Origin of the sequence: Pseudomonas sp. 22085, assembly GCF_052045815.1 — a bacterium.
GTDB classification, from domain to species: domain Bacteria; phylum Pseudomonadota; class Gammaproteobacteria; order Pseudomonadales; family Pseudomonadaceae; genus Aquipseudomonas; species Aquipseudomonas glycinae.
On the sequence record NZ_JBQEQA010000012.1, the window covers coordinates 181046 to 201908 of the forward strand.

Consider the following 20863-nt stretch of genomic DNA (forward strand, 5'->3'; position numbering starts at 1 on the left):
ATGTATTCACCTGGGAGGAGGGAGTCACTAAATGAATATGAGTTGTTTGCTTCTTATGTTTTTTTAGAATTTCTGTGGTTCTGAATCAGTATTAAAAACTGTCATTTCTGTCAGGTGCGATGGCGGCTGTTTGTCCAGATACTTTGTCAGGTGAAGGAAAAGAACGTAAATCTGTTTCAATTGTTTATTTCAAGGAGATTGCTCATGGCGACTGCAAAAATTATTGATTTGCCGGAAGGGATGAATGATGCTGAAATTCAGAAACAATTACGGATGCACCAGCCAGTGCTCATTTCTAAATTTGAAAGGAGTAGCGATCGAACTCGCGCGGTATTTGAGTATGAGGTTCTGCGGCCGAAGCTAGCTCAAGAGAAACTTATGGATAGCGCATATTTTTTTCAAGGCGAATTTTCATGGAGGAGTATCGCGCGCTGAACCAAACCAATCAAAAGGGGACAAATTTATTTAGTCGTCCCCTTTTGATGTCAAACACTTTTCTCTGGTCGTCCTCGGTCTCTGAATTGAATGCGTCTCCCGGTGATGTTCTCAATTTCGTCGACGAATTTCAGGTTTCCAGTCAGTTGGCCCCGCCGACGTGCTCCTCTTATGAGTTGCAATTCATTGGTGGGTGTCGCCATCTCAACAAACGATTTATAGCGTTCACGCCGTTTGGCATCCGTAGGCCTTGGCTCCATAAAGCAGGGATCTTTGTCCAGCCATGTGGATTCAGAAAAATCGCACAGGCGCGGAGCAAAACTTGACCAACGATAATCTTCTGCTCGCGCCACCACACGGGCTCGCACTAGGTTTAGTTCGATGTAGCGACCGCAAGCCAATAGATAGGTGTCGGATTGAACGACGCTGGATTGGTAGCGACGTTCCCACAGCGTCCCGGTCCTCCCCTCAACCTTGTTGCGATACCGCGTCATCCGCCCGGCGAGGGCCTTCATGAGCAGTCCAAGGCTGGATGTTGATTCCCCTGGGGGGGCGAGCAGCAAGTGGACGTGGTTGGTCATCAAGCGGTAGGCAATAACTTTTATGCCCAATGCTTCCTCGAGCTCGAACAGGTCAATGTATTCACCTGGGGGGCACTAAATGAATATGAGTTGTTTGCTTCTTATGATTTTTTAGAATTTCTGTGGTTCTGAATCAGTATTAAAAACTGTCATTTCTGTCAGGTGCGATGGCGGCTGTTTGTGCAGATACTTTGTCAGGTGAAGGAAGAGAACATAAGTCTGTTTCCATTGTTTGTTTCAAGGAGGTTGCTCATGGCGACTGTAAAGATTTCGGGTTTGTCGGAAAAAATAACCGATGCTGACATTGAGAAGGAATTACGGGAGAACTACGCAGTGCGCTCTGTCATTAGTATTGAAAGAAGTAATGATGGAGCTAGTGCGAAAGTTGAATGTGTGGTTTCGCAGCCGAAGCTAGCTCGAGAGCAAATTATGCATGAATCATCTCTTTTTGAAAGCGATATTCACTGGGCGGTACCACCACCACGCTGAAAAAAAGAAATCAAAAGGGGACAATCAAAAGGGGGCAAATTTATTTATTTGTCCCCTTTTGATGTCAAGCACTTTTCTCTGGTCGTCCTCGGTCTCTGAATTGAATGCGTCTCCCGGTGATGTTCTCAATTTCGTCGACGAATCTCAGGTTTCCAGTCAGTTGGCCCCGCCGACGTGCTCCCCTTCTGAGTTGCAATTCATTGGTGGGTGTCGCCATCTCAACAAACGATTTATAGCGTTCACGCCGTTTGGCATCCGTAAGCCCTGGCTCCATAAAGCAGGGAGCTTTTTCCAGCCATGTGGATTCAGAAAAATCGCATAGACGCAGAGCAAAACATGACCAACGATAATCTTCTGCTAGCGCCACCATGCGGGCTCGCTCTGGGTTTAGCTAGATGTAGCGACCGCAAGCCAATAGATAGGTGTCGGATTGAACGACGCTGGATTGGTAGCGACGTTCCCACAGCGTCCCGGTCCTCCCCTCAACCTTGTTGCGATACCGGGTCATCCGCCCGGCGAGGGCTTTCATGAGCTGTCCAAGGCTGGACGTTGATTCCCCTGGGGGGGCGAGCAGCAAGATGGATGAAGCTTAGAAGGTGGCGACGTATAGACAAGCAGGATGTGTCAGAGAATGTATCCGCCTGAGCTGAGGGAATGAATTAAATAAGTCTGTCTCTGCGACTTCTTATGGTTTTTCAGAATTTTGGTTGTTCTGAATCAGTATTAAAAACTGTTATTTCTGTCAGGTGTGGTTGTGGCTGTCTCTGCTGATACTTTGATTGTGGATGCGCAGAAAATAGATCTGTCCACCTTGTTTTTGTCCCCTCTGTTTGCCCTTGTTTGTCGTTAAGGAGAAAAGTCATGTTTTTACGAGTTGAAGAGGAAGTGTCAAGTCCATATGGTCCCACCGATAAAACTTGGCAGTACGGATATAGCAAAGATCAGCTAAATGAACTTAAGGAGTATTACAGGGATGGAATGCTACGTTACGTTGTCCGGGCAACGTGGAGTGTCGAGAATAATGGATGGATGGTGGAGCACGTTTCGCTGGAGGCCTATAACAGCTATAAATCTAAAGGGAGGGTTGGTTGAATCGATTTGATTTATCGTGTTTTATTGTTTTGAGGGTGGGTTTAGTAAGTGGCTATGGCTACTAAAACGCTTTTTATCAAATGGGGGGCGGGTTTATTTAATCGTCCCCTTTTGACGTTAAGTTATTTTCTCTGGTCGTCCTTGTTCTCTGAAAAGAATACGTCTTCCGGTGATTTTTTCGATTTCGTCGACGAATTTCAGGTTTCCAGTCAGTTGGACCCGCTGAAGCGCAGCGCTTGTGAGTTGTAATTCATTTGAGGGAGGGGTATCTCGACGACTTGTAGCGTTCACGCCGTATGGCATCGGCAGGTCCTGGATCCAGGACGCAAAGGTCCTTATGAAGCGACTTTCCCATGGCGTGCCTGTCCGCCCCTCAACCTTGTTGCGATACCGATTCATCCGCGCGGTGATGGCTTGCATGAGTTGTCCAGAGTGCACGGCGCTTCTCCGGGGGCGACAGGCAGGTGGACATGATTGGTCATCAAGCAGTAGGCAAAAACTTTTATGCCCAATGCTTCCTTGAGCTCGAACAGGTCAATGTATCCGCCTGGGGGGGAGGGAGTCACTAAATGAATATGAGTTGTTTGCTTCTTATGATTTTTTAGAATTTCTGTGGTTCTGAATAAGTATTAAAAACTGTCATTTTTGTCAGGTGCGGCTGCGGGTGTTTGTGTTGATACTTTTGGTAGGTGGGGTTGGAAAATAAATCTGTCCCCGTTGTTTAATAGAATTCAAGGAGGTGCGGTAATGGCTACTAAAAAGCTTTTGGTCACGGAGTTACCTGAGGGGGCGACGCCTGAGAGTGTCAAGGCTGCAATTCAACGCAAATATAATGTGCGGGTGTTAGAGGTGGGACCTGTTAGTCGTAATGGAAGTATTACGTCATTACAGGCTGTCTACGTCCCCCCAGATGATTCATCTGACCCTGCTGCCGCTACTACTTTTGCACAATTGAATCAAAATTAGTTGAATTAAAAATGAAGGGGTGAAGGTTACTTTAATCAAATAAAAAGCAGAGTAAAGGTGGGGTTGGCAAATAAATCTGTCCCCTTTGTTGCTGTTCCCTTTGTTGCTGATGTGGAGAAGAACATGGAAAACACCAAAAAAATCACCATATTTGACTTGGCGTTGGGATTCAATCAATCAGTCTTGTGTGAGCGGATTGCGGAAAAATATGGGGTTACGGTTGTTGGTATGCAGTTAGCCCCGGATGGAAAGAGCGCTATTGCGTCTGTGGTAGCTCCGCAAACTAATAGAATGAGGATGGTGGAGTTGGAGGAGTTTGAGGAGTTGGAGGAGTTGGCGCCCACAATCAATTATAAAAGTTTGATGGCGTAATAAGCGACAGAGTAAAATTGAAAAATAATAAAAATCAAAATAATCAAAAGGGGATCGATTTATTTTATCGTCCCCTTTTGATCTTGATTGGCAGCAAAGATAACTTGCTGGTGCGACTTATTCCGTCGGCACAATGTTATCCAGCACCTTGTTCACTGCCAGTTCCGCCAGCATCACGATCTGCGCGATGCCCTGCGCGGTTTTGCGGTGGGGGCCTTGGAGGGCGTCGACGAGGTTGTTGAGCATCACGTTGGCCGAGCCCAGGGTTTCGCAGGCGTCGGCGAGCAGGGATTCGTTGTTGCTGGCCGGGTTGGTCTGGTAGAGACGGTTGGGGTAGTAGGGCGCGGCCATCATGTGGGCTGAGATCGGGCCGAGGTGGTAGTCGAGGGCGCGGTTGGCGGCTTCGTTGAATCTCTTGGAGTCAGGGCATTCGTAGGGGGAAGTTGGGTCGGTGATGCTGGCCGGTGCGGTAACCGGGGGATTTGGAGAAGGTTTGATCATTTTCAGGTTCCGAAATGATGCTGAAACCGCTTCTCTGCTAAAAGAAGGGTGGCAGCTGGACGCAGGTTAGCAGACCGGGGAACCTAAGGAAGCCGGCGCGCCGAAGCGCCCTGCGTACAGCCGCCATCAAATGCAGGCATAGAGCCTGATTGATAGTGCGCGTACGACCTTAGGTTGACCACGGGCTGCTAAACCCGATCACTGCGAATCAGTGACCCGATCCAAGTTACCGGCCGACCCCAAGGCGCACAAGCCGGCGGATTCTGGCGTAGCGGTAGGCTCTGGCGCAAGGATTTGTAGGCATCCGGACGCATTCCGACATGTCTTTAAACGGCACGATCCAAACCTGTTTATCGATCCTCTACCAAGGAGGAGAAGCCTGACGCTTTACGCCCCAAAGCCATTCGTCGCCAGCCCCGCACTCATCACGCCGACGCTCGCTCAAAAGCTGCATGACCAAAACCATCAACGCCCAAGACTTGCACATCGACCTGCATCCGCTGAACGAATCAGCCCTGTTCAAATGGCTGCTCGCCAGTTTCCTGATGGGTAAACCAATCCAAACGGGCAGGGTACTGTTTTGATTGCGTCGTCGATCTTCATCGGTTGCGCCGGCTGGAGCCTGCCCCGCGAATACTGGCCGGACTTCCCGGAGCAGGGCACCCACCTGCAACGCTATGCCGCGCTGCTCAATGGCGTGGAAATCAACAGTTCCTTCTACCGTCCGCACCAACGCCAAACCTACGCCCGTTGGGCCGAGTCGGTGCCGGACGGGTTTCGTTTTTGCGTGAAAGTGCCCAAGTTGATCAGCCATGAGCGACGCCTGCGGGACTGCGAATCTGAGCTCGATGCCTTTCTCAAGCAGTGTTCGGGGCTGGGTGATCATCTGGGTTGCCTGCTGCTGCAGTTGCCGCCGTCGCTGACGTTTGACGAAGCGCTTGCAGAGGCCTTTTTCATCGGCTTGCGCCAGCGTTATTCCGGGGCCGTGGTGTTGGAGCCGCGCCACGCATCCTGGGCCGCCGCCGAACTGTTGTTGATGGCGTATCGCATCGCACCAGCGGTGGTCGATCCCTCGCGCATCAGCACCGACACGGCTCCGTGCGGCTGGCCGGGCGTGCGCTACTGGCGGCTGCACGGTTCGCCACGGATTTATCACAGCCCCTATGATTCGGCGTATCTGGAAACGCTCGCCGGCGATTTGCAGGTGGCGGCTGTCGACGGCGTCGATACCTGGTGCATTTTCGACAACACCGCCAGCGGCGCGGCACTCGGCAATGCGCTGGAACTGCGGCGGATACTGGCGCAGGGCTGACACACCGCGTCGGGACTTCCCACCGGCGACCGGGTCTGTAAACTGGCCGCCCGAAACGGCGCGCGATGGCGCCGTCCTCACTGCCAGCGAAGGACTTTCCCATGGCCAACCAAGACATCACCTACACCCCGGACCCGGATGCAGACTCGATCTCTTCGGACGTGACCGAATTCAACGGCATCCTGATGTCGACCCAGATTCCGACCCGTGCCGACGGCAGCCTGGAACTGGGCGACGTCACCGCGCAAAGCGAATGCACGTTGCAGGCGTTGAAAGTGGCGCTGGAAAAGGCCGGCAGCTCGATGGACCGCGTGCTGCACCTGACCATTTATTTGACCGACATGGCTGATCGCGCTGCGTTCAACGAAGTGTACAAGCGCTACTTCGCCAAGCCATGGCCGGTGCGTGCGGCGGTTGGCGTGGCGGCGCTGGCCGTTGAGGGGATGAAGGTGGAAGTGACTGCGATGGCTGCCAAGGCCTGACCCCGTAATGATCGTTCCCACGCTCCGCGTGGGAATGCCTCAAGGGACGCTCCGCGTTCCAGCTCTGGAAGGGACGCGGAGCGTCCCGGGCTGCATTCCCACGCAGAGCGTGGGAACGATCTGTGACGCCGGGCTTGGGAACGATCGGTGACGGTCCGCGTGGGAACGATCTGATCGTGACGGGTTGAAAACAGCCACCCGGCAGCACAGGCGTGCCGCCCACGCGTTTCGCGGCTACAATGCGCGCCTCAACCGTGACAGCCTGACTAAAAAAACATATGTCCTTGCCCAAACATCACCTGGAACTGCTCAGCCCCGCCCGTGACGTGGCCATCGCCCGCGAGGCCATCCTGCATGGCGCCGACGCGGTGTACATCGGCGGCCCGAGCTTCGGCGCGCGCCACAACGCGTGCAACGAGGTGAGCGAAATCGCCGAACTGGTGGAATTTGCCCGTCGCTATCACGCGCGCATCTTCACCACCATCAACACCATCCTGCACGACAACGAACTGGAGCCGGCGCGCAAGCTGATCCATCAGTTGTATGACGCCGGCGTCGATGCGCTGATCGTCCAGGACCTGGGCGTGATGGAGCTGGACATTCCACCCATCGAGCTGCACGCCAGCACCCAGACCGACATCCGCACCCTTGAGCGGGCGAAGTTCCTCGATCAGGCCGGTTTCTCGCAACTGGTACTGGCCCGTGAACTGAACCTCAAGGAAATCCGCGCGATCGCCGATGAAACCGATGCCGCCATCGAGTTCTTCATTCACGGCGCGTTGTGCGTGGCGTTTTCCGGTCAATGCAATATTTCCCACGCGCAGACCGGGCGCAGTGCCAACCGTGGCGACTGCTCCCAGGCCTGCCGTCTGCCGTACACCCTGAAAGACGAAAAGGGTGGCGTGATCGCCTACGAAAAACACCTGCTGTCGATGAAGGACAACAACCAGAGCGCCAACATCCGCGCGCTGGTCGAGGCCGGTGTGCGTTCGTTCAAGATCGAAGGTCGCTACAAGGACATGGGCTATGTGAAGAACATCACCGCCTATTACCGCCAGCGCCTCGACGACGTGCTCAACGACCGTCCGGACCTGGCCCGCGCTTCCAGCGGCCGCACCGCGCATTTCTTCATGCCGGACCCGGAAAAGACCTTCCACCGTGGCAGCACCGACTACTTCGTCAGCGAGCGCAAGATCGACATCGGCGCGTTCGATTCGCCGACCTTCACCGGTCTGGCGGTGGGCGTGGTCGAGAAAGTCGGCAAGCATGACATGCAAGTGATCACCCACGAGCCGCTGTCCAACGGCGACGGCCTCAACGTGCTGGTCAAGCGCGAAGTGGTGGGGTTCCGCGCCAACATCGCCGAAGCCAAGGGCGAGTTCGAGGAAGAGGGCGAGAAGCGCTACCGCTACCGCGTCGAGCCGAACGAGATGCCGGAAGGCCTGTACAAGCTGCGCCCGAACCACCCGCTGAACCGCAACCTCGACCACAACTGGCAGCAGGCCTTGCTCAAGACCTCCGCCGAGCGTCGTATCGGCGTGAGCTGGTTGGCGAAGTTGCGTGAAGAGCGTCTGGAACTGACCGTGACCAGTGAAGAGGGCATCAGCGCCAGCGTCGCGCTGGAAGGCCCGTTCGGCGTCGCCAACAAACCGGAGCAGGCGCTGGAGACCTTGCACGACCTGCTTGGCCAACTCGGCACCACCGAGTACCACGCGACCTCGATCAAACTCGATGCGCCGCAAGCGTTCTTCATCCCGAATTCGCAGCTCAAGTCGTTGCGCCGTGAAGTGATCGAGGCGCTGACTGCCGCCCGCGTTGCCGCCCACCCGCGCGGTTCGCGCAAGGCCGAGACCACGCCACCGCCGGTGTACCCGGAAGCGCACCTGTCGTTCCTGGCCAACGTCTACAACCAGAAGGCTCGCGACTTCTACCACCGTCACGGCGTGAAGCTGATCGACGCGGCGTACGAAGCCCATGAAGAGGCGGGCGAAGTGCCGGTGATGATCACCAAGCACTGCCTGCGGTTCTCCTTCAACCTGTGCCCGAAACAGGCCAAAGGCGTGACCGGCGTGAAAACCAAAGTCGCGCCGATGCAGCTGATTCATGGCGACGAAGTGCTGACCCTGAAGTTCGACTGCAAACCGTGCGAGATGCACGTGATCGGCAAGATGAAGGGCCACATCCTGAATCTGCCGCAGCCGGGCAGTGTGGTGGGGCATATCAGCCCTGAGGATCTGATGAAAACGATCCCGCGCGCGCCGCACTGATTCAGAGGCAATAAAAAACCGGTGACGAAAGTCACCGGTTTTTTTATGCCCGCCAGAAACTCAACTGGCTTCGAAGCGCGATCCCGTTGGCGGCGCCGCTTCGCCACTCAACGCATCGACCATTGGCGGATGTTCCTGTGCTGCCTGACGCAGATCTTCGGTCACCCGCAGTTCGGCGCCGGTTGGCGAGAACGTCGCTGCCGCCGCAAACGGGGCCGGGTTGGCCGGCACCGGACGTTTGCCGCGACGCCAGAAGAAGAACGTCACCATGGCCAGGTTGACCAGCGCGAAGGCCCAGAACAAGCCGGTTTCGCCATGGGCGTTCATCGCCGGGGAGATCAGCAGCGGGCTCATCGCCGAGCCCAGCGAATTGATCAGCAGCATGCCCTGAATCATCGGCACCAACGTTTCGACCGGCGCACGGTCGGCCGCATGGCTGACCGCAACCGGGTACAGCGCGAACACGCCGCCACCCAACAGGAACAGCATCACCGCGAGCAGGGTCGAGGACAGCGGCACCAGTACGATCACCAGCGACAGCACGGTGCACGCGGCGCAGAGCACGGTCAGCACTTGCAGGCGATCCTTGCGGTCGGACCAGCGCCCGACCGGGTATTGCAGCAGCATCGCGCCGAGGATCGTCCAGGCCATCATGCTGCCGACTTCGCCGACGTTCAGGCCGATGCGTTGCAGGTACAGCGGCAACAGGGTGTAGATCGCCGCGATGGTCACGCCGGAGCCGAAGCAGCCGACCAAACCGGTAGGCGATACGCCCAGCAGCGCTCGTGGCTTGAGCGGTTCGACCTGTTCCAGCAGCGGCGAAACCCGCGGCAGGATCACGATCGGCAGCACCGACAGCGTCGCGAGCATGCCGGCAACCATGAACGGCGCGGTGTCACCCAGCCCGGTGATTTTCCCCAAAAACGCCTGACCCAGCACCCCGGCGCCGTAGAGGACGATCATGTACAGCGCCAGCAGACGGCCGCGAATTTTCGCGTCACCGGCCAGCAGCAGCCAGCTCTCGATCACCAGAAACACGCCGACCGTGGCCCAGCCGTTGATCAGGCGCAGGACGACCCAGCCCCAGGTGTCATAAAACAGCCCTTGCAACAGGATGGTCGCGGCGATCAGCGAGGCGAAGCTGCTGTAGGCGCGGATGTGGCCGATGCGCAGGATCAGCCGGTCGTTGAAGATCGCGCCCAGCGTCAGGCCGATGAAATAGGCCGAGGATACGATGCCGATCATCGTCGCCGATTCGCCGGCGGCGCCCAGGCGCAGGGTGGTCAAGGAAGACAGAAAGCCGTTGCCCAGCGCAACAATGAACAGCCCGAGCAGGGGCGCCAGCGCCATGGCCAGCAAACGCGGTGTCATAAAAACCTCAAGTGATCGAACAGCGGAACGTGCGCCTCTGCGCATGCGAGTGCCAAGCCGAAGTGTGTTGAAGACAAACGACCGCCGAACGGGCAGGACGATTGAGCCTGGCGCACTTCGTGAAAGTGGCCGGCTGTTCAAACCTGAGGGTTGTCATGGCTGCGGGCAGGCGCCGGTCGGGCGACTGCAAGAGGAGGCGCGATTTTAAGCCTTGTGTGGCGTTTGCCAAGGTGCGGGGCCTGCGACGTTGGGACGCAGGCTCGCCCGTTTCAGCACTGATCACGCTGATCGTTCCCACGCTCTGCGTGGGAATGCAGCCCGGGACGCTCCGCGTCCCTTCCAACGGCGGACGCAGAGCGTCCATGGAGGCATTCCCACGCGGAGCGTGGGAACGATCAAGGTCAACGGCGTGGGAACGATCTCTGGATGGGTGCTTGCGTCGTTTGCGAGTAATTTGCTGCGGCGCCAGTTAGCATGGCGCCATAACAACGAAACGATGGACCCCACCTTGATCGAACGACGCCAATTCAGCGGTGGCATGAAGGGCAAGAACCTTCGCTACCTGAACGAGCCCGCCAGCGGGCCGGGACGCATGACCCGCACCGGGTTCGTGCTGCTGGAGCATTTTTCCCTGCCGGCCTTCACTCAGGCGCTGGACACTCTTGTCACCGCCAATCTGCTGCGCCCCGGTCTGTTTTCCACGCGCACCTTCGGCCTGAGCGACGGCGAAGTGATCAGCGATCTGGGGCTGGTGATCCGCCCGGACTCGCGTCTGGAAACCGGCGTGTTGCAGGAACTGGATCTGCTGGTGATCTGCGGCGGTTACCGCACGGAACTGAAGGCGAGCGACGAGTTCATCAATCTGCTGAAAATGGCCGCCGAGGCCGGCGTGATACTGGCCGGGTTGTGGAACGGCGCGTGGTTCCTGGGCCGGGCAGGGGTGCTGGAAGGCTACCGCTGTGCAATTCACCCGGAGCATCGGCCGGCGCTGGCGGAGATTTCCAAGGCAACCCAGGTCAGCAGCGAACCCTACGTGATCGACCGCGACCGGCTGACCGCGTCCAGTCCGTCCGGCGCGTTTCACATGGCCCTGGACTGGATCAAGGGCCTGCACGACAAGGCGCTGGTCGAAGGCATCGAAGACATTCTGGCGTTCGAGGAATCGCGTTACCGGCGGATCAAACCGACCGAAAACATCTGCGTCAGCGCGCCGCTGCGTGAAGTGGTGAAGCTGATGGACGCCAATCTTGAAGAACCGTTGGAGCTTGAACAACTGGCGGTGTATGCCGGACGCTCCCGGCGTCAGCTGGAGCGGTTGTTCAAGGAACAACTCGGCACCACGCCGCAGCGTTATTACATGGAACTGCGCATCACCGAGGCCCGGCGCCTGTTGCAACACACCGAGCTGTCTCAAGTGGACGTGCTGGTGGCCTGCGGATTCGTGTCACCGAGTCATTTCAGCAAGTGCTACAGCGCCTATTTCGGTTATCGCCCGTCCAAAGAAAAACGGCTCGTCAAATGACGAGCCGTCTGGCGTGCCGCTTCAGAGGTGATCGGCGTCGATGATCGCCTGAGCGAAGGCTTTCGGGTCTTCCTGCGGCAGGTTGTGCCCGATTCCACCGTTGATCAGGCGGAACTGATATTTGCCGGTGAAGCGTTTGGCGTAGTCCTCGGGCGCCGGGTGCGGTGCGCCGTTGGCATCGCCTTCCAGGGTGATGGTCGGCACGCTGATCGACGGTGCGGTGGCGAGTTTCTGTTCCAGCGCATCGTACTGGCTTTCACCCTGCACCAGGCCCAGACGCCAGCGGTAGTTGAACACGGTGATGGCGACGTGATCCGGGTTCTGCAACGCCTTGGCGCTGCGGTCGAAGGTGGCGTCGTCGAAGGCCCATTTCGGTGAAGCCAGTTGCCAGATCAGCTTGGCGAAATCATGGGTGTTCTTGGTGTAGCCCGCCTCACCACGGTCGGTGGCGAAGTAGAACTGATACCACCATTGCAGTTCGGCCTTGGGCGGCAGCGGATTCTTGCCGGCGGCCTGATTGCCGATCAGGTAACCGCTGACCGACACCAGCGCCTTGACCCGCTCCGGCCACAGCGCCGACACGATGTCCGCCGAACGTGCGCCCCAGTCGTAGCCGCCGAGCACAGCTTGCTTGATCTTCAGCGCATCCATGAAATCGATCACGTCACTGGCCAGCGCCGCCGGCTGACCGTTGCGCACGGTCTTGTCGGACAGGAAATGCGTGTCGCCATAACCCCGGGCGTATGGCATCAGCACCCGATAACCCTTGGCCGCCAGCAGCGGCGCGACGTCGTCGTAGCTGTGAATGTCGTACGGCCAGCCGTGCAGGAGAATCACCACCGGACCATTGGCCGGGCCGGTTTCGGCGTACGCCACGTCCAGCACGCCGGCCTTCACATGCTTGAGCGGGCCGAAGGGCAGATCGGCCTTGACGCTGGCGGCTTCGGTCTTGACCGGCTCGGGGGCTGCGGTTTGTGCTTGGGCGAAGGCGCCGAATTGCAGCAGCGCGGTGGCTAGAATCGACAGGCCCAGCAGGCGACGACGGTTTTTCCCGGTGGTGACGGTGGCGTGTGGTGCGTGCTTCATGGCGAGTCTCCTAATGATCGGCGAGGGCCGGGTTCTGACTGAACCCTTCGAATCTGGAGCCCATTAAAGACTGGCCACGTATCTGCGCTGTTTCCGTTTCCGCTGGCTGATGCGCGGGCATGTATCCGGGAGGCGTTCGTACACACTGCGATACAAACCAGCGGCCAACAAAAAGCCCCGAATGTTCGGGGCTCCTGCTTGCCTTGGGTTTTCAGGCCTGAGTAACCTGCTTGGGCCCGGCCAGCGCCCAGGCGATCAGCCCGAACAGCGGCACAAATACGATCAATACGATCCAGACACCTTTGTTGCTGGCTTTTCCCTCACTCTTGCGCACCCGGTTGATCGCCCACAATTCGATGAGCAAAAGCACGACGGCCAGTACGATCCACGTGGTTTCAATTTGCATGAGCTACCTCCTGATGGTCTCTGACTTAGGCGGGCCGTGGCACTCAGGGTTCATTAAATTTGCTGGATCGTCTGCCTGGCTCACGTGCACAAATGTTCTAAACCGATCGGCAAAGTCGCGGTAACGTAGACGTCCTTGACGAACAACCACTGCCTTCGGAGCCTTGCGTGGACAAACGCAACTGGATCGACTTGTCTCAGGATGCCGACACCGGGATCGAGTCGATTCGTGCCCATTTCCAGGGCCATGCCTACGATCCACACTGGCATGACAGCTTTCTGGTGGGCGTCACCGAGCAGGGCGTGCAGCAGTTTCATTGCCGGCGCGTGCGCCATCTGAGTACGCCGGGCAAGGTTTTCATGCTGGAGCCGGGGGAGATCCACGACGGGCACGCGCCGACGGAGGAGGGTTTCACCTATTCCATGCTCTACCTCGACCCGCACTGGCTGGAGCGCGAATTGCGCGTGCTGTTCGAGCATGCGCCGGACAACAGCCAGCTCGGATTCACCGATACCCTGAGTCAGGATTCGCGCCTGTCCACGGCCATCAATCAGGCCTTCAACGCCCTGCATCAAGGCGACTTGCGCATCGTGCGCCAGACCGCCATCGACACCTTGCTCGGTGCGCTGACGTCCCACCTCGACTGGCGCAAGCGCCAGCCGTTCGATCCGCGCCTGCCATGGGTGGCCCAGGTGGCGCGGGACTATCTGCATGCGCATGCCTTCGAAGACATCGGGCTGGACGACCTGGCCGAGGCCTGCGGGGTTGATCGCTTTCGACTGACCCGTGCATTCAAGGCCGCTTTCGGACTGGCGCCCCATGCCTATCTGATTCAGTTGCGCCTGGCCCGCGCCCGCCAGTTGCTGGCGCGTGGCGAAACACCCGCCACCGTCGCCAGCGCCCTCGGTTTCGCCGATCAAAGCCATCTCGGGCGCTGGTTTCGCCGTGCCTATCACCTGACGCCGGCGGATTACCGCAAGCGCTGCTCAAACCTTCCAGACTGAACCCCGCGCAACCGCGACCATGGCCTCCTGTTTTGATTCGGGAGTCCTGTCATGGAATCGTTGTTGCCTTTTCTGCTGTTTTCCTTCGTCGCCTCGATCACCCCGGGGCCGACCAATATTCTGGTGATGAGCCACAGCTCGCGGCGCGGTCTGACAGCCACCGTGCCGATCATCTTCGGTGCCTGTGTGTCGGCGGCGCTGGTGGTGTTGGTGGTCGGCCTCGGCGTGGGGGAAACCTTGCTCCGTTATCCGCGAGTACAGCAGGCCATGGCCTGGGCCGGGGTGCTCTGGTTGAGCTGGCTGGCGTGGCAGATCTTTCGCAGTACGCCGCCGTCGCTGGGCTCGGCGACAGCGGGTGATAACAGCTTCAACGTATTCGGCGCCGCCGGCCTGCAATTGATCAACCCCAAGGTGTGGATGATGGCCGTGGCGGTGGTGAGTGTGTTTGGCGGCAACGGCGACGACAGCGCGCGGATGCTGCTGTTGTCGGCGGTTTTTCTAATGGTCTGCCTGCCGTGCATGACGGCGTGGGCGCTGCTGGGCGTGGGCAGCGCGCGGTTTTTTGGCTCGCCACTGGCATTGCGGCGCATGAATGCCGTGCTGGCGTTTTTGTTGTTGCTGTCGGCTTGGTTGGCGGTGTTGGTCTAGGTTCAGACATCAGTCGATAAACAGCGCAACCCTGTCACTCTGAATAAGGCCTTTGGCGGCCAGCGCTCTGAGCTGTTGCACCAACGCGTTGCGCTGGTCTTTTGAGGTGACCGGGTCGACAACCTGATACTGGCGGTCGCACCAGAGATCCACCTGCCGCAGCCAGAATGTCTCAACTACGGGTTCTGCCTCCAGTCGTTTCAACAGATAGGCGATCTGCTGCCAATGGGACATCAAGCGCAAGATCGCCCAACTGCGTTGCGGGGGCAGGTCATGCCATTCGCAATCCAGTTTCGTGGCGACCCCGGTATTCAGCACGGCCCAAGGCTGCTTGTCCGATAGCGCGTAGGCGGCGAGGTACACTTTTTCCGAAGGATCACTCAACGCCCCGAGTATCAGCGGCAGATCTTCGTCGCCCAGCAGGCGAACTGCAGCCTGCCGCACAGAGGGGTAGGTCGAGCTCAGCGCCTCAGTAAGCCAGTGCTTCTGGAGCCCGATTTCAAGCTCGGCTGCCAGACCCAGTACGCCAAGCCATTCGCGTTTGCGGGTGGGGAAATCCTGGCTGAGTCGTTGTGCCAGTACCTCAGATGCATCGACGCCGTGACGAGGTGCTGCCCAACGCGCCAGGCTGCGAATCGCGGGCGAAGGATCGAGCAAAGCCAATCGCAGCAGGTGAACTGGATCGTCAGACAGCGGAAGGAGGGCGCGCAGTATGCTGACTCGTACCTTGGCACCCGGCCGCGCCAGAGCCTCAAGCAGCAAAGGCGAGACCTGCACTGGCGGCAGATCCTGACAGACCGACACCGCAGCCAACCTTACGGTCAACTCCCGATGAGCCAGGGCGCTACGCAGGAGTCTCTCCGGGTCGAAATCCGTTTCCAGCAGCAAACTGAACAGGTAGCGCGCGGCTTTACCTTGCCGCGTGAGAAAGTTTGCGAAGACCTCGTCGCGGATTTCCGGTGATTGAAGAACAGTACGTGCGGCGGTGTAGGTGGGGGCATGGTCAACCCGCTGCCGCGCCGCCAGCGCCATGATCGACTCCAGCGCATACAGCAACGCGGGCGCCTGAGCGGGATTCAGGTAATTGTTCAGCCCGGACGACGCCAGATCGCGAATCTGCGGCACCCAATCGTTGAGCCGTTCTATAAGGGCTACAAGTGCCTGCGGTGAGCAATCGCAACTGAGCTCTCTCACCGCGACTTCCCGGACGAAGCCGTTGTAGTGGGTGCTGAGTTCTATCCACGTACCGCTGCCATTGGCATTTGCGAGCAGTTCCAGCGCTTCGTTGCGCCGGTGCTCCGCCCAAGTGTGCTCGGTCACGGGTTTGTTCCTGAGCCGGTCCCACCAGTCCTTTGGAGATGTCACGCATTGATCCTTTCTGTAGTCGCCCGGGTGCAGGGTTGCCACTTTACTGATTTTGCGGTCGCAGGCGTAACTGTCATTTCGTTCGTGCACGGCACAGGGATGTCTTCCGCATTCCCGACAGGAATGCACCGCATAAAATCAATGAATTTCTATTATTGATCCTCGTGACGTAGGGTGCTTCAAGGACACGGAGAAACGACCTTGAACGCTTCCTCTACTGAAAAATTCGACACCTCCCGCGCCAATGAATATGGCAAGCAAAGCCGCATTGCGCTGGCGGGCTATGACGCTTGCCATGACCTTGCCGCGTGCATGTTGGCGGCCAGCCTCGGTAACGCCGGTTCGGCGCGGATTCTGGCGGTTGGCGCAGGCGGGACAGCCCAGGAAATCATCGCGATGGGAAGTCTGGAGCCTGGCTGGCGCTTCATGGCGGTGGATCCTTCCGAGCCGATGCTGGCGGCGGCGACCGAGCAGTTGCGGTCGCATGACTTGCTGGCGCGCACGGATCTGCATCTCGGGCCGGTCGATGACTTGCCTGCCGATGAGTCTTACGACGCCGCCACGGTGATCGGCGTTCTGCATCATCTGGAAGGCGATGACGCCAAGCGAGCGCTTCTGCAATCCATTCGGGCTCGTTTGAAGCCGGGAGCTCCGCTGATCGTGGCCGGCAATCACTACGCGTATGCCAGCCAGCCATTGCTGCTGGAAGCGTGGGGACATCGCTGGCGCCAGAACGGTGCCAGCGCCGATGAGGTGAAAGCCAAACTGGGGAAAATCCTTCAGGGCGCCGATCCTCCGCATTCCGAGGCGGCGGTTCAAAAGCTGTTGCATGAGGCCGGGTTCGGCGAGGCCACCCGGTTTTTCAGCAGTCTGTTCTGGGGCGCGTGGTTGACGCGTAAAACGAGTTGACCGGTGCCTTAGCGATGAATCCGACCACGCGCATTTGAAATCCCCGCCATTGCCCCCCAGAATCGCGCCCCGATCCGGCCACCAGCGCCGGGTGTTCAGAGTTAAAGGGGTTGCGGTTGAACGAACAGACATTGTCCATGCGCCTGGAGCGGGTGGCGGCGCACGTGCCCGCCGGTGCTCGGCTGGCCGATATCGGCTCGGATCACGGTTACCTGCCGGTGGCCCTGATGCGCCGTGGTGCGATCGCGGCGGCGGTGGCGGGTGAGATGGCCGAGACGCCGTTCCGTTCGGCGCAACGCACCGTGCGCGAAAACGATCTTGAGCAGCAGATCACCGTGCGCCTGGCCAATGGCTTGATGGCTGTCGATCCTGCCGACGGGATCACGGCAATTACCGTCTGCGGCATGGGTGGCGAAACCATCCGCGACATTCTCGACGCCGGCAAGGCGCGCCTCAGCGGCCGCGAGCGCCTGATCCTGCAACCCAACGGCGGCGAACAACCGCTGCGCCAATGGCTGATGGACAACGACTACCGAATCCTCTGCGAAGAAGTGCTGCGGGAGAACCGCTTCGACTACGAGATCATCGTGGCCGAGCGGGGCGGGCCGGTTTCCTATACCGCCGAGGAACTGTACTTCGGGCCGCTGCAGTTGCAGGCGCGGAGTTCGGCGTTTGTCAGTAAGTGGCAGCATCGGCTGCGGCACAAGCAGCAGACATTGGCTCATTTTGGGCGGGCACGGCATGGCGTTTGCGAGCGCAAGGTGCAGGATCTGACGCAGCAAGTGCGCTGGATCACTGACGTGCTGGGGTGAAGCACGCCCAACGCTGATATCATCCAACCACTTTCAAGCAGGCCAAAAAACACCATGAACCGTCAGAAAAAACTGCAACAGCTCTTCAAGGAAAAATCCAGAAAGGCCAACGCCAAACTGGCACCCAAGAGCAACAAGCCGAAGTACATCAGCAAGGCGGATCGTTTGAAACTGGCGACTGAAGTGGTTCCAGAGTCAACTGACACCCCTGAGGCCTGATCGAGCGGGCGCGCAGCGGTACAGGCCCCATCAGGTTTTCCCTCAGGTACTCGGCGGCTTCGCCAGCTCAATCCCCGCCGCCCCCAGCCGTTTGAGAATCTCGAACAACAAATCACTCTTGGTCGTCCCGACAATCCTCGGGCTGGCCACATACCCGGTCACCGTCAACGTAATCCCTTCCGGCGTCAGCTTGCTGAAACGCACGAACGGTGCCGGTTTCTCGAGGATGGTTTCGTGTTCTTTGTAGGTGTCGAACAGCAGGTTCTGCACCTGTTCGGGGTCGATATCCAGCGGGAACATCAGCTCCAGCGTCGCCACGCCCTGGGCGCTGCCGCCGAGGGTGACGTTGCGCAGGTTCTGCGAGATCAGTTGCGAGTTGGGCACGATCACGATCGAGCGGTCGCTGAGCTGGATTTCGGTGGCGCGCACGTTGATCCGGCGGATGTCGCCCTCGACGCCGCTGATGCTGATCAGGTCGCCGACCTTGACCGGCCGTTCGGTGAGCAGGATCAGCCCGGAGACGAAGTTCTTCACGATCTCCTGCAAGCCGAAGCCGATGCCCACCGACAGGGCGCTGACGATCCACGCCAGGTTGGTCCATTGCACGCCCAGCGACGACAGCGTCAGCAGAATCACCACCGCATAACCGATGTTGGAAAACAGCGTGCTGAGTGAGGCGCACATACCCGGGTCCATATCGGTCTTGGGCAGGAACTCGTTGTCGAGCCAGCGGCGCAAGGCGCGGATCAGGTAGATGCCGATCAGCAGCGCGAGCATCGCGTTGAGCAAATGGCCGGGGACGATGTTCAGTTTGCGCAGGCCAGCGCCGCCGAGGATCGTGCCGATGTTGTTGGCCAGTTGGCCCAGGGTGGTGCCGATCCCGCCGACAAACAGCGTGATGACGGCCAACAGCAGCAGCGCAGCCCGACCGAAACCGGCCAGCAGGGTCGAGGCCTGTTCGAGACGCCGATCACCCACGCCGAGCAGCTGTTTCAGCGCCTTGCCGCTGGAGTGGCGGGGCGAGAAGAAGTACTCGCAGCTGTCCTTGAGCAACTGCATCAGCAGGTAAAACCCGGAAAACACGATAAACGCCCACACCAGTTCGTAGGTGATGAACCGCGCCAGCGACACATACCCCGTCAGCAGGGTGCCGAACGACAGCACCATGGCCAGGGTGGCCACGGTGTAAATCACCCCGGCGAAGGTGTTGCCCGCCACTTGCGTATCCCCGGCCGCCGCCAACACTTTGCGCACTTTACCGACGCGCATCAGCAACGTTGTGACGATGACCAGCACCACCAGCGCAATGATGCCTCGGCCTGCGAGCACGATCTGGCTGCTCATGCCGGAGGCGTTGCTGACCTGCACCGCCGTCACCAGCACCAACAGCGCGGCGGCGAGGATTCGCGCAAACGGCTGCAGCGCGTTTGCCACCTCGTCAGCCACCGCCGGCAAGCGCCACGACGGGTGCTCGGTGGACAGCAGGGCGCGGCTGAGCCCTGTGATCAGCACGCAGGCATAAACCACTTTCCCGAACTCATCGGAAAATGTCGCCAGCATCGGCGGCAACGGCACGTGACGGGTGCAGGCGTAATAGAGCAATTGCAGGGCGATGGCGGTGGTTGCGAGTGTCGCCAGCGCGGAAGCGAAAGCCAGCGAACTGCGGCGCAGCCGGCCTTCCGGCATGCGGTGAATGCACACCCACGCCAGCCAGCGATCGGCCAGCCGCCGGCCCAGCGTCCAGACGACGAAGGCCAGCACCACCAGCAGGGCGGTGTAAAAACGCTGGCCGGGTTGCCAGGCTTCGGCACCGGTCTGTTGCACCTGTTCGACGAAAAAGCGCAGACGCTGGCGGTCGTCCGCTGACGGATTGACAAGGGGAGCCCAGAAACCGGGATTCAGAATGCTGTCGGTGCTGAGCGTCAGTTCGCTTTCGAGCAAGGTGCGGCGGATACCGGCGATCTGGGTGATCAGCTCCGTGGCGCTTTGCTTGAGGATGGCGAGGTTCTTCAACGCCGTATCGACTTTGGTTTTTTGCTCGATCAACGTCGCCCGCTGCGCCGCGATATCGGCTTGTTCGGCAGCGACCGCTTCGGCCGGCGCGGCACCGAGCACGCCCAGTTGCACGGCCAGTTGCGCCTGCTGCGGCAACAGCGACGCCGACAGTCGATCAATGTCCAGAATGAACGTCTGCACCCGATCCTGCGGGCCTTCGAGCTGGTTGTAATTGTTGGCGGACGAGATTTGCTGCTTGAGGCCGTCGAGGCGCAGTTGCAGGGCTTGCAGATCGCTTTGCGAGACGCCGGGGAGCGGGGCGCCGGTGCTGACATCCGCTGTGCCGGACAGGTCGGCGGCCGACACCGCCACGAACCCCGAACCGAGCACGAGCAGGGCGACGAACATCAATGACTTCAATGCATTACGCATGGGAATGGGCGAGTCCGGTTGATCACACAAACATTGAGGTTAGGTGATCGGGCGCCTGCTGCATCATTTTCTGCTGCTAATCCTGGCTTAATGCGTGTCCGGTGAGATCGCCGGGCAGCCGATTGTAGGCGCCCGTTTTCACGACTAGACTCCCGGCCATGAAACGCTATCTGCGGTTTTGTCTCGTTTTCCTGATCAGCCTGGCGCTTCCCCTCAGCGGGATGGCGGGCGTGCAGGCACCGACAGAACCGTGCCCGATGCAAACCATGGGCATGGCGATGATGGACGGCATGAACATGGATTGCTGCAAGGACATGAAGAGTCCTGCCGACCATGGCTCCCCCTGCAAACCCGGCCAGGAGTGCAAGACCGGCGGCCTGCTGCAAGTCGCGATCCTCAAGCCGCCCGTTACCGTATTCAGCCCTGTCACGCATTCGTTCTTCAGTGATTCCCTGCCGCTAGCGGCCCCGTCCGGGGTCTGGCGACCGCCCCGCACCTGATTCCTGTCTCCCCTTGAAGCTCATTCCGCCCAGGCGGAGTGATTTGGCTGTGCGCGTGTTTTTCGCCGCGCGCAGTGGACGATCACAGGAATCGTAA

General features: G+C 59.0%; 21 protein-coding genes and 2 pseudogenes. 15 read left to right on the top strand and 8 right to left on the bottom strand.

What is annotated here, in order from left to right; genetic code table 11:
• Window positions 1–204 precede the first annotated feature (204 nt).
• Window positions 205–435 carry a hypothetical protein gene (locus ACTJK7_RS16820; protein WP_085655359.1) on the top strand — a complete coding sequence of 77 codons (231 nt, stop codon included), beginning with the start codon at window positions 205–207 and terminating at the stop codon, window positions 433–435.
• Window positions 436–485: 50 nt separating this feature from the next.
• On the opposite strand, the pseudogene ACTJK7_RS16825 reads toward ACTJK7_RS16820, so the two are convergent.
• Window positions 486–1070 (bottom strand): annotated as a pseudogene (locus tag ACTJK7_RS16825) (transposase); the annotation flags it as partial.
• A 198-nt stretch (window positions 1071–1268) separates the two neighbouring features.
• Between ACTJK7_RS16825 and ACTJK7_RS16830 the strand changes: the two are divergent.
• On the top strand, window positions 1269–1505 hold the full coding sequence (locus ACTJK7_RS16830; protein ID WP_139831622.1) for a hypothetical protein: 237 nt from the start codon (window positions 1269–1271) through the stop codon (window positions 1503–1505).
• A 1431-nt stretch (window positions 1506–2936) separates the two neighbouring features.
• Here ACTJK7_RS16830 and ACTJK7_RS16835 read toward each other — a convergent pair.
• A pseudogene (locus ACTJK7_RS16835) lies at window positions 2937–3133 on the bottom strand (transposase); the annotation flags it as partial.
• Between the two features lie 211 nt (window positions 3134–3344).
• Here ACTJK7_RS16835 and ACTJK7_RS16840 point away from each other — a divergent pair.
• Both ACTJK7_RS16840 and ACTJK7_RS16845 read left to right on the top strand, forming a co-directional pair.
• Complete coding sequence (locus ACTJK7_RS16840) at window positions 3345–3563, top strand: hypothetical protein (protein ID WP_419791765.1); 219 nt, start codon at window positions 3345–3347, stop codon at window positions 3561–3563.
• Window positions 3564–3686: 123 nt separating this feature from the next.
• On the top strand, window positions 3687–3935 hold the full coding sequence (locus tag ACTJK7_RS16845) for a hypothetical protein (RefSeq protein ID WP_108561537.1): 249 nt from the start codon (window positions 3687–3689) through the stop codon (window positions 3933–3935).
• A 117-nt stretch (window positions 3936–4052) separates the two neighbouring features.
• On the opposite strand, the gene ACTJK7_RS16850 is transcribed toward ACTJK7_RS16845, so the two are convergent.
• Window positions 4053–4436 carry a DUF6124 family protein gene (locus ACTJK7_RS16850; protein ID WP_323151918.1) on the bottom strand — a complete coding sequence of 128 codons (384 nt, stop codon included), beginning with the start codon at window positions 4434–4436 and terminating at the stop codon, window positions 4053–4055.
• 452 nt (window positions 4437–4888) lie between these two features.
• On the opposite strand from ACTJK7_RS16850, the gene ACTJK7_RS16855 reads away from it, so the two are divergent.
• From ACTJK7_RS16855 to ACTJK7_RS16870, 4 genes are all read left to right on the top strand, one after another.
• A complete protein-coding gene (locus ACTJK7_RS16855; protein ID WP_371915545.1) occupies window positions 4889–5020 on the top strand; it encodes a hypothetical protein in 132 nt (43 codons plus the stop codon).
• Entirely contained in the window at window positions 5017–5748 is a 732-nt protein-coding gene (locus tag ACTJK7_RS16860; protein ID WP_108561542.1) for a DUF72 domain-containing protein, read from the top strand. Before ACTJK7_RS16855 ends, ACTJK7_RS16860 begins: the two co-directional genes overlap by 4 nt.
• A gap of 101 nt (window positions 5749–5849) precedes the next feature.
• A complete protein-coding gene (locus ACTJK7_RS16865) occupies window positions 5850–6230 on the top strand; it encodes a RidA family protein (RefSeq protein WP_007955413.1) in 381 nt (126 codons plus the stop codon).
• Between the two features lie 278 nt (window positions 6231–6508).
• Window positions 6509–8497: a peptidase U32 family protein gene (locus ACTJK7_RS16870; protein ID WP_440780507.1), complete on the top strand. Its 1989-nt coding sequence runs from the start codon at window positions 6509–6511 to the stop codon at window positions 8495–8497.
• Between the two features lie 60 nt (window positions 8498–8557).
• Here ACTJK7_RS16870 and ACTJK7_RS16875 read toward each other — a convergent pair whose 3' ends face one another.
• Window positions 8558–9868, bottom strand: a complete 1311-nt coding sequence (locus tag ACTJK7_RS16875) for an MFS transporter (protein ID WP_323162391.1) — start codon at window positions 9866–9868, stop codon at window positions 8558–8560.
• A 496-nt stretch (window positions 9869–10364) separates the two neighbouring features.
• Between ACTJK7_RS16875 and ACTJK7_RS16880 the strand changes: the two genes are divergently transcribed.
• Window positions 10365–11390 carry a GlxA family transcriptional regulator gene (locus tag ACTJK7_RS16880; protein ID WP_108561548.1) on the top strand — a complete coding sequence of 342 codons (1026 nt, stop codon included), beginning with the start codon at window positions 10365–10367 and terminating at the stop codon, window positions 11388–11390.
• A gap of 21 nt (window positions 11391–11411) precedes the next feature.
• On the opposite strand, the gene ACTJK7_RS16885 is transcribed toward ACTJK7_RS16880, so the two are convergent.
• Together ACTJK7_RS16885 and ACTJK7_RS16890 are read right to left on the bottom strand one after the other, a co-directional pair.
• Entirely contained in the window at window positions 11412–12476 is a 1065-nt protein-coding gene (locus ACTJK7_RS16885; RefSeq protein ID WP_108561550.1) for an alpha/beta fold hydrolase, read from the bottom strand.
• A gap of 211 nt (window positions 12477–12687) precedes the next feature.
• Complete coding sequence (locus tag ACTJK7_RS16890) at window positions 12688–12882, bottom strand: PLDc N-terminal domain-containing protein (RefSeq protein ID WP_039773123.1); 195 nt, start codon at window positions 12880–12882, stop codon at window positions 12688–12690.
• 167 nt (window positions 12883–13049) lie between these two features.
• Here ACTJK7_RS16890 and ACTJK7_RS16895 point away from each other — a divergent pair, with 167 nt between their 5' ends.
• Complete coding sequence (locus tag ACTJK7_RS16895; RefSeq protein ID WP_108561552.1) at window positions 13050–13886, top strand: AraC family transcriptional regulator; 837 nt, start codon at window positions 13050–13052, stop codon at window positions 13884–13886.
• 51 nt (window positions 13887–13937) lie between these two features.
• A complete protein-coding gene (locus ACTJK7_RS16900) occupies window positions 13938–14534 on the top strand; it encodes a LysE family translocator (protein WP_108561554.1) in 597 nt (198 codons plus the stop codon).
• Between the two features lie 9 nt (window positions 14535–14543).
• Here the strand turns inward: ACTJK7_RS16900 and ACTJK7_RS16905 are convergent, their stop codons facing one another.
• A complete protein-coding gene (locus ACTJK7_RS16905; RefSeq protein WP_440780504.1) occupies window positions 14544–15854 on the bottom strand; it encodes a PBS lyase in 1311 nt (436 codons plus the stop codon).
• Between the two features lie 246 nt (window positions 15855–16100).
• Here ACTJK7_RS16905 and ACTJK7_RS16910 point away from each other — a divergent pair, with 246 nt between their 5' ends.
• The 3 genes from ACTJK7_RS16910 (at window position 16101) to ACTJK7_RS16920 (ending at window position 17839) form a co-directional block, all read left to right on the top strand.
• Window positions 16101–16808, top strand: a complete 708-nt coding sequence (locus ACTJK7_RS16910) for a class I SAM-dependent methyltransferase (RefSeq protein WP_440780503.1) — start codon at window positions 16101–16103, stop codon at window positions 16806–16808.
• Window positions 16809–16924: 116 nt separating this feature from the next.
• Window positions 16925–17620, top strand: coding sequence for a tRNA (adenine(22)-N(1))-methyltransferase (locus ACTJK7_RS16915; RefSeq protein ID WP_440780502.1), 696 nt, complete (start codon window positions 16925–16927; stop codon window positions 17618–17620).
• 54 nt (window positions 17621–17674) lie between these two features.
• On the top strand, window positions 17675–17839 hold the full coding sequence (locus ACTJK7_RS16920) for a DUF2986 domain-containing protein (protein ID WP_084776984.1): 165 nt from the start codon (window positions 17675–17677) through the stop codon (window positions 17837–17839).
• A gap of 42 nt (window positions 17840–17881) precedes the next feature.
• Here ACTJK7_RS16920 and ACTJK7_RS16925 read toward each other — a convergent pair whose 3' ends face one another.
• The gene (locus tag ACTJK7_RS16925; protein WP_440780501.1) at window positions 17882–20266 is read right to left on the bottom strand and encodes a DUF3772 domain-containing protein; all 2385 of its coding nucleotides are present in this window, start codon (window positions 20264–20266) and stop codon (window positions 17882–17884) included.
• Between the two features lie 158 nt (window positions 20267–20424).
• Between ACTJK7_RS16925 and ACTJK7_RS16930 the strand changes: the two genes are divergently transcribed.
• Window positions 20425–20766, top strand: coding sequence for a hypothetical protein (locus tag ACTJK7_RS16930; protein WP_085703749.1), 342 nt, complete (start codon window positions 20425–20427; stop codon window positions 20764–20766).
• The last annotated feature ends 97 nt before the right edge of the window (window positions 20767–20863 follow it).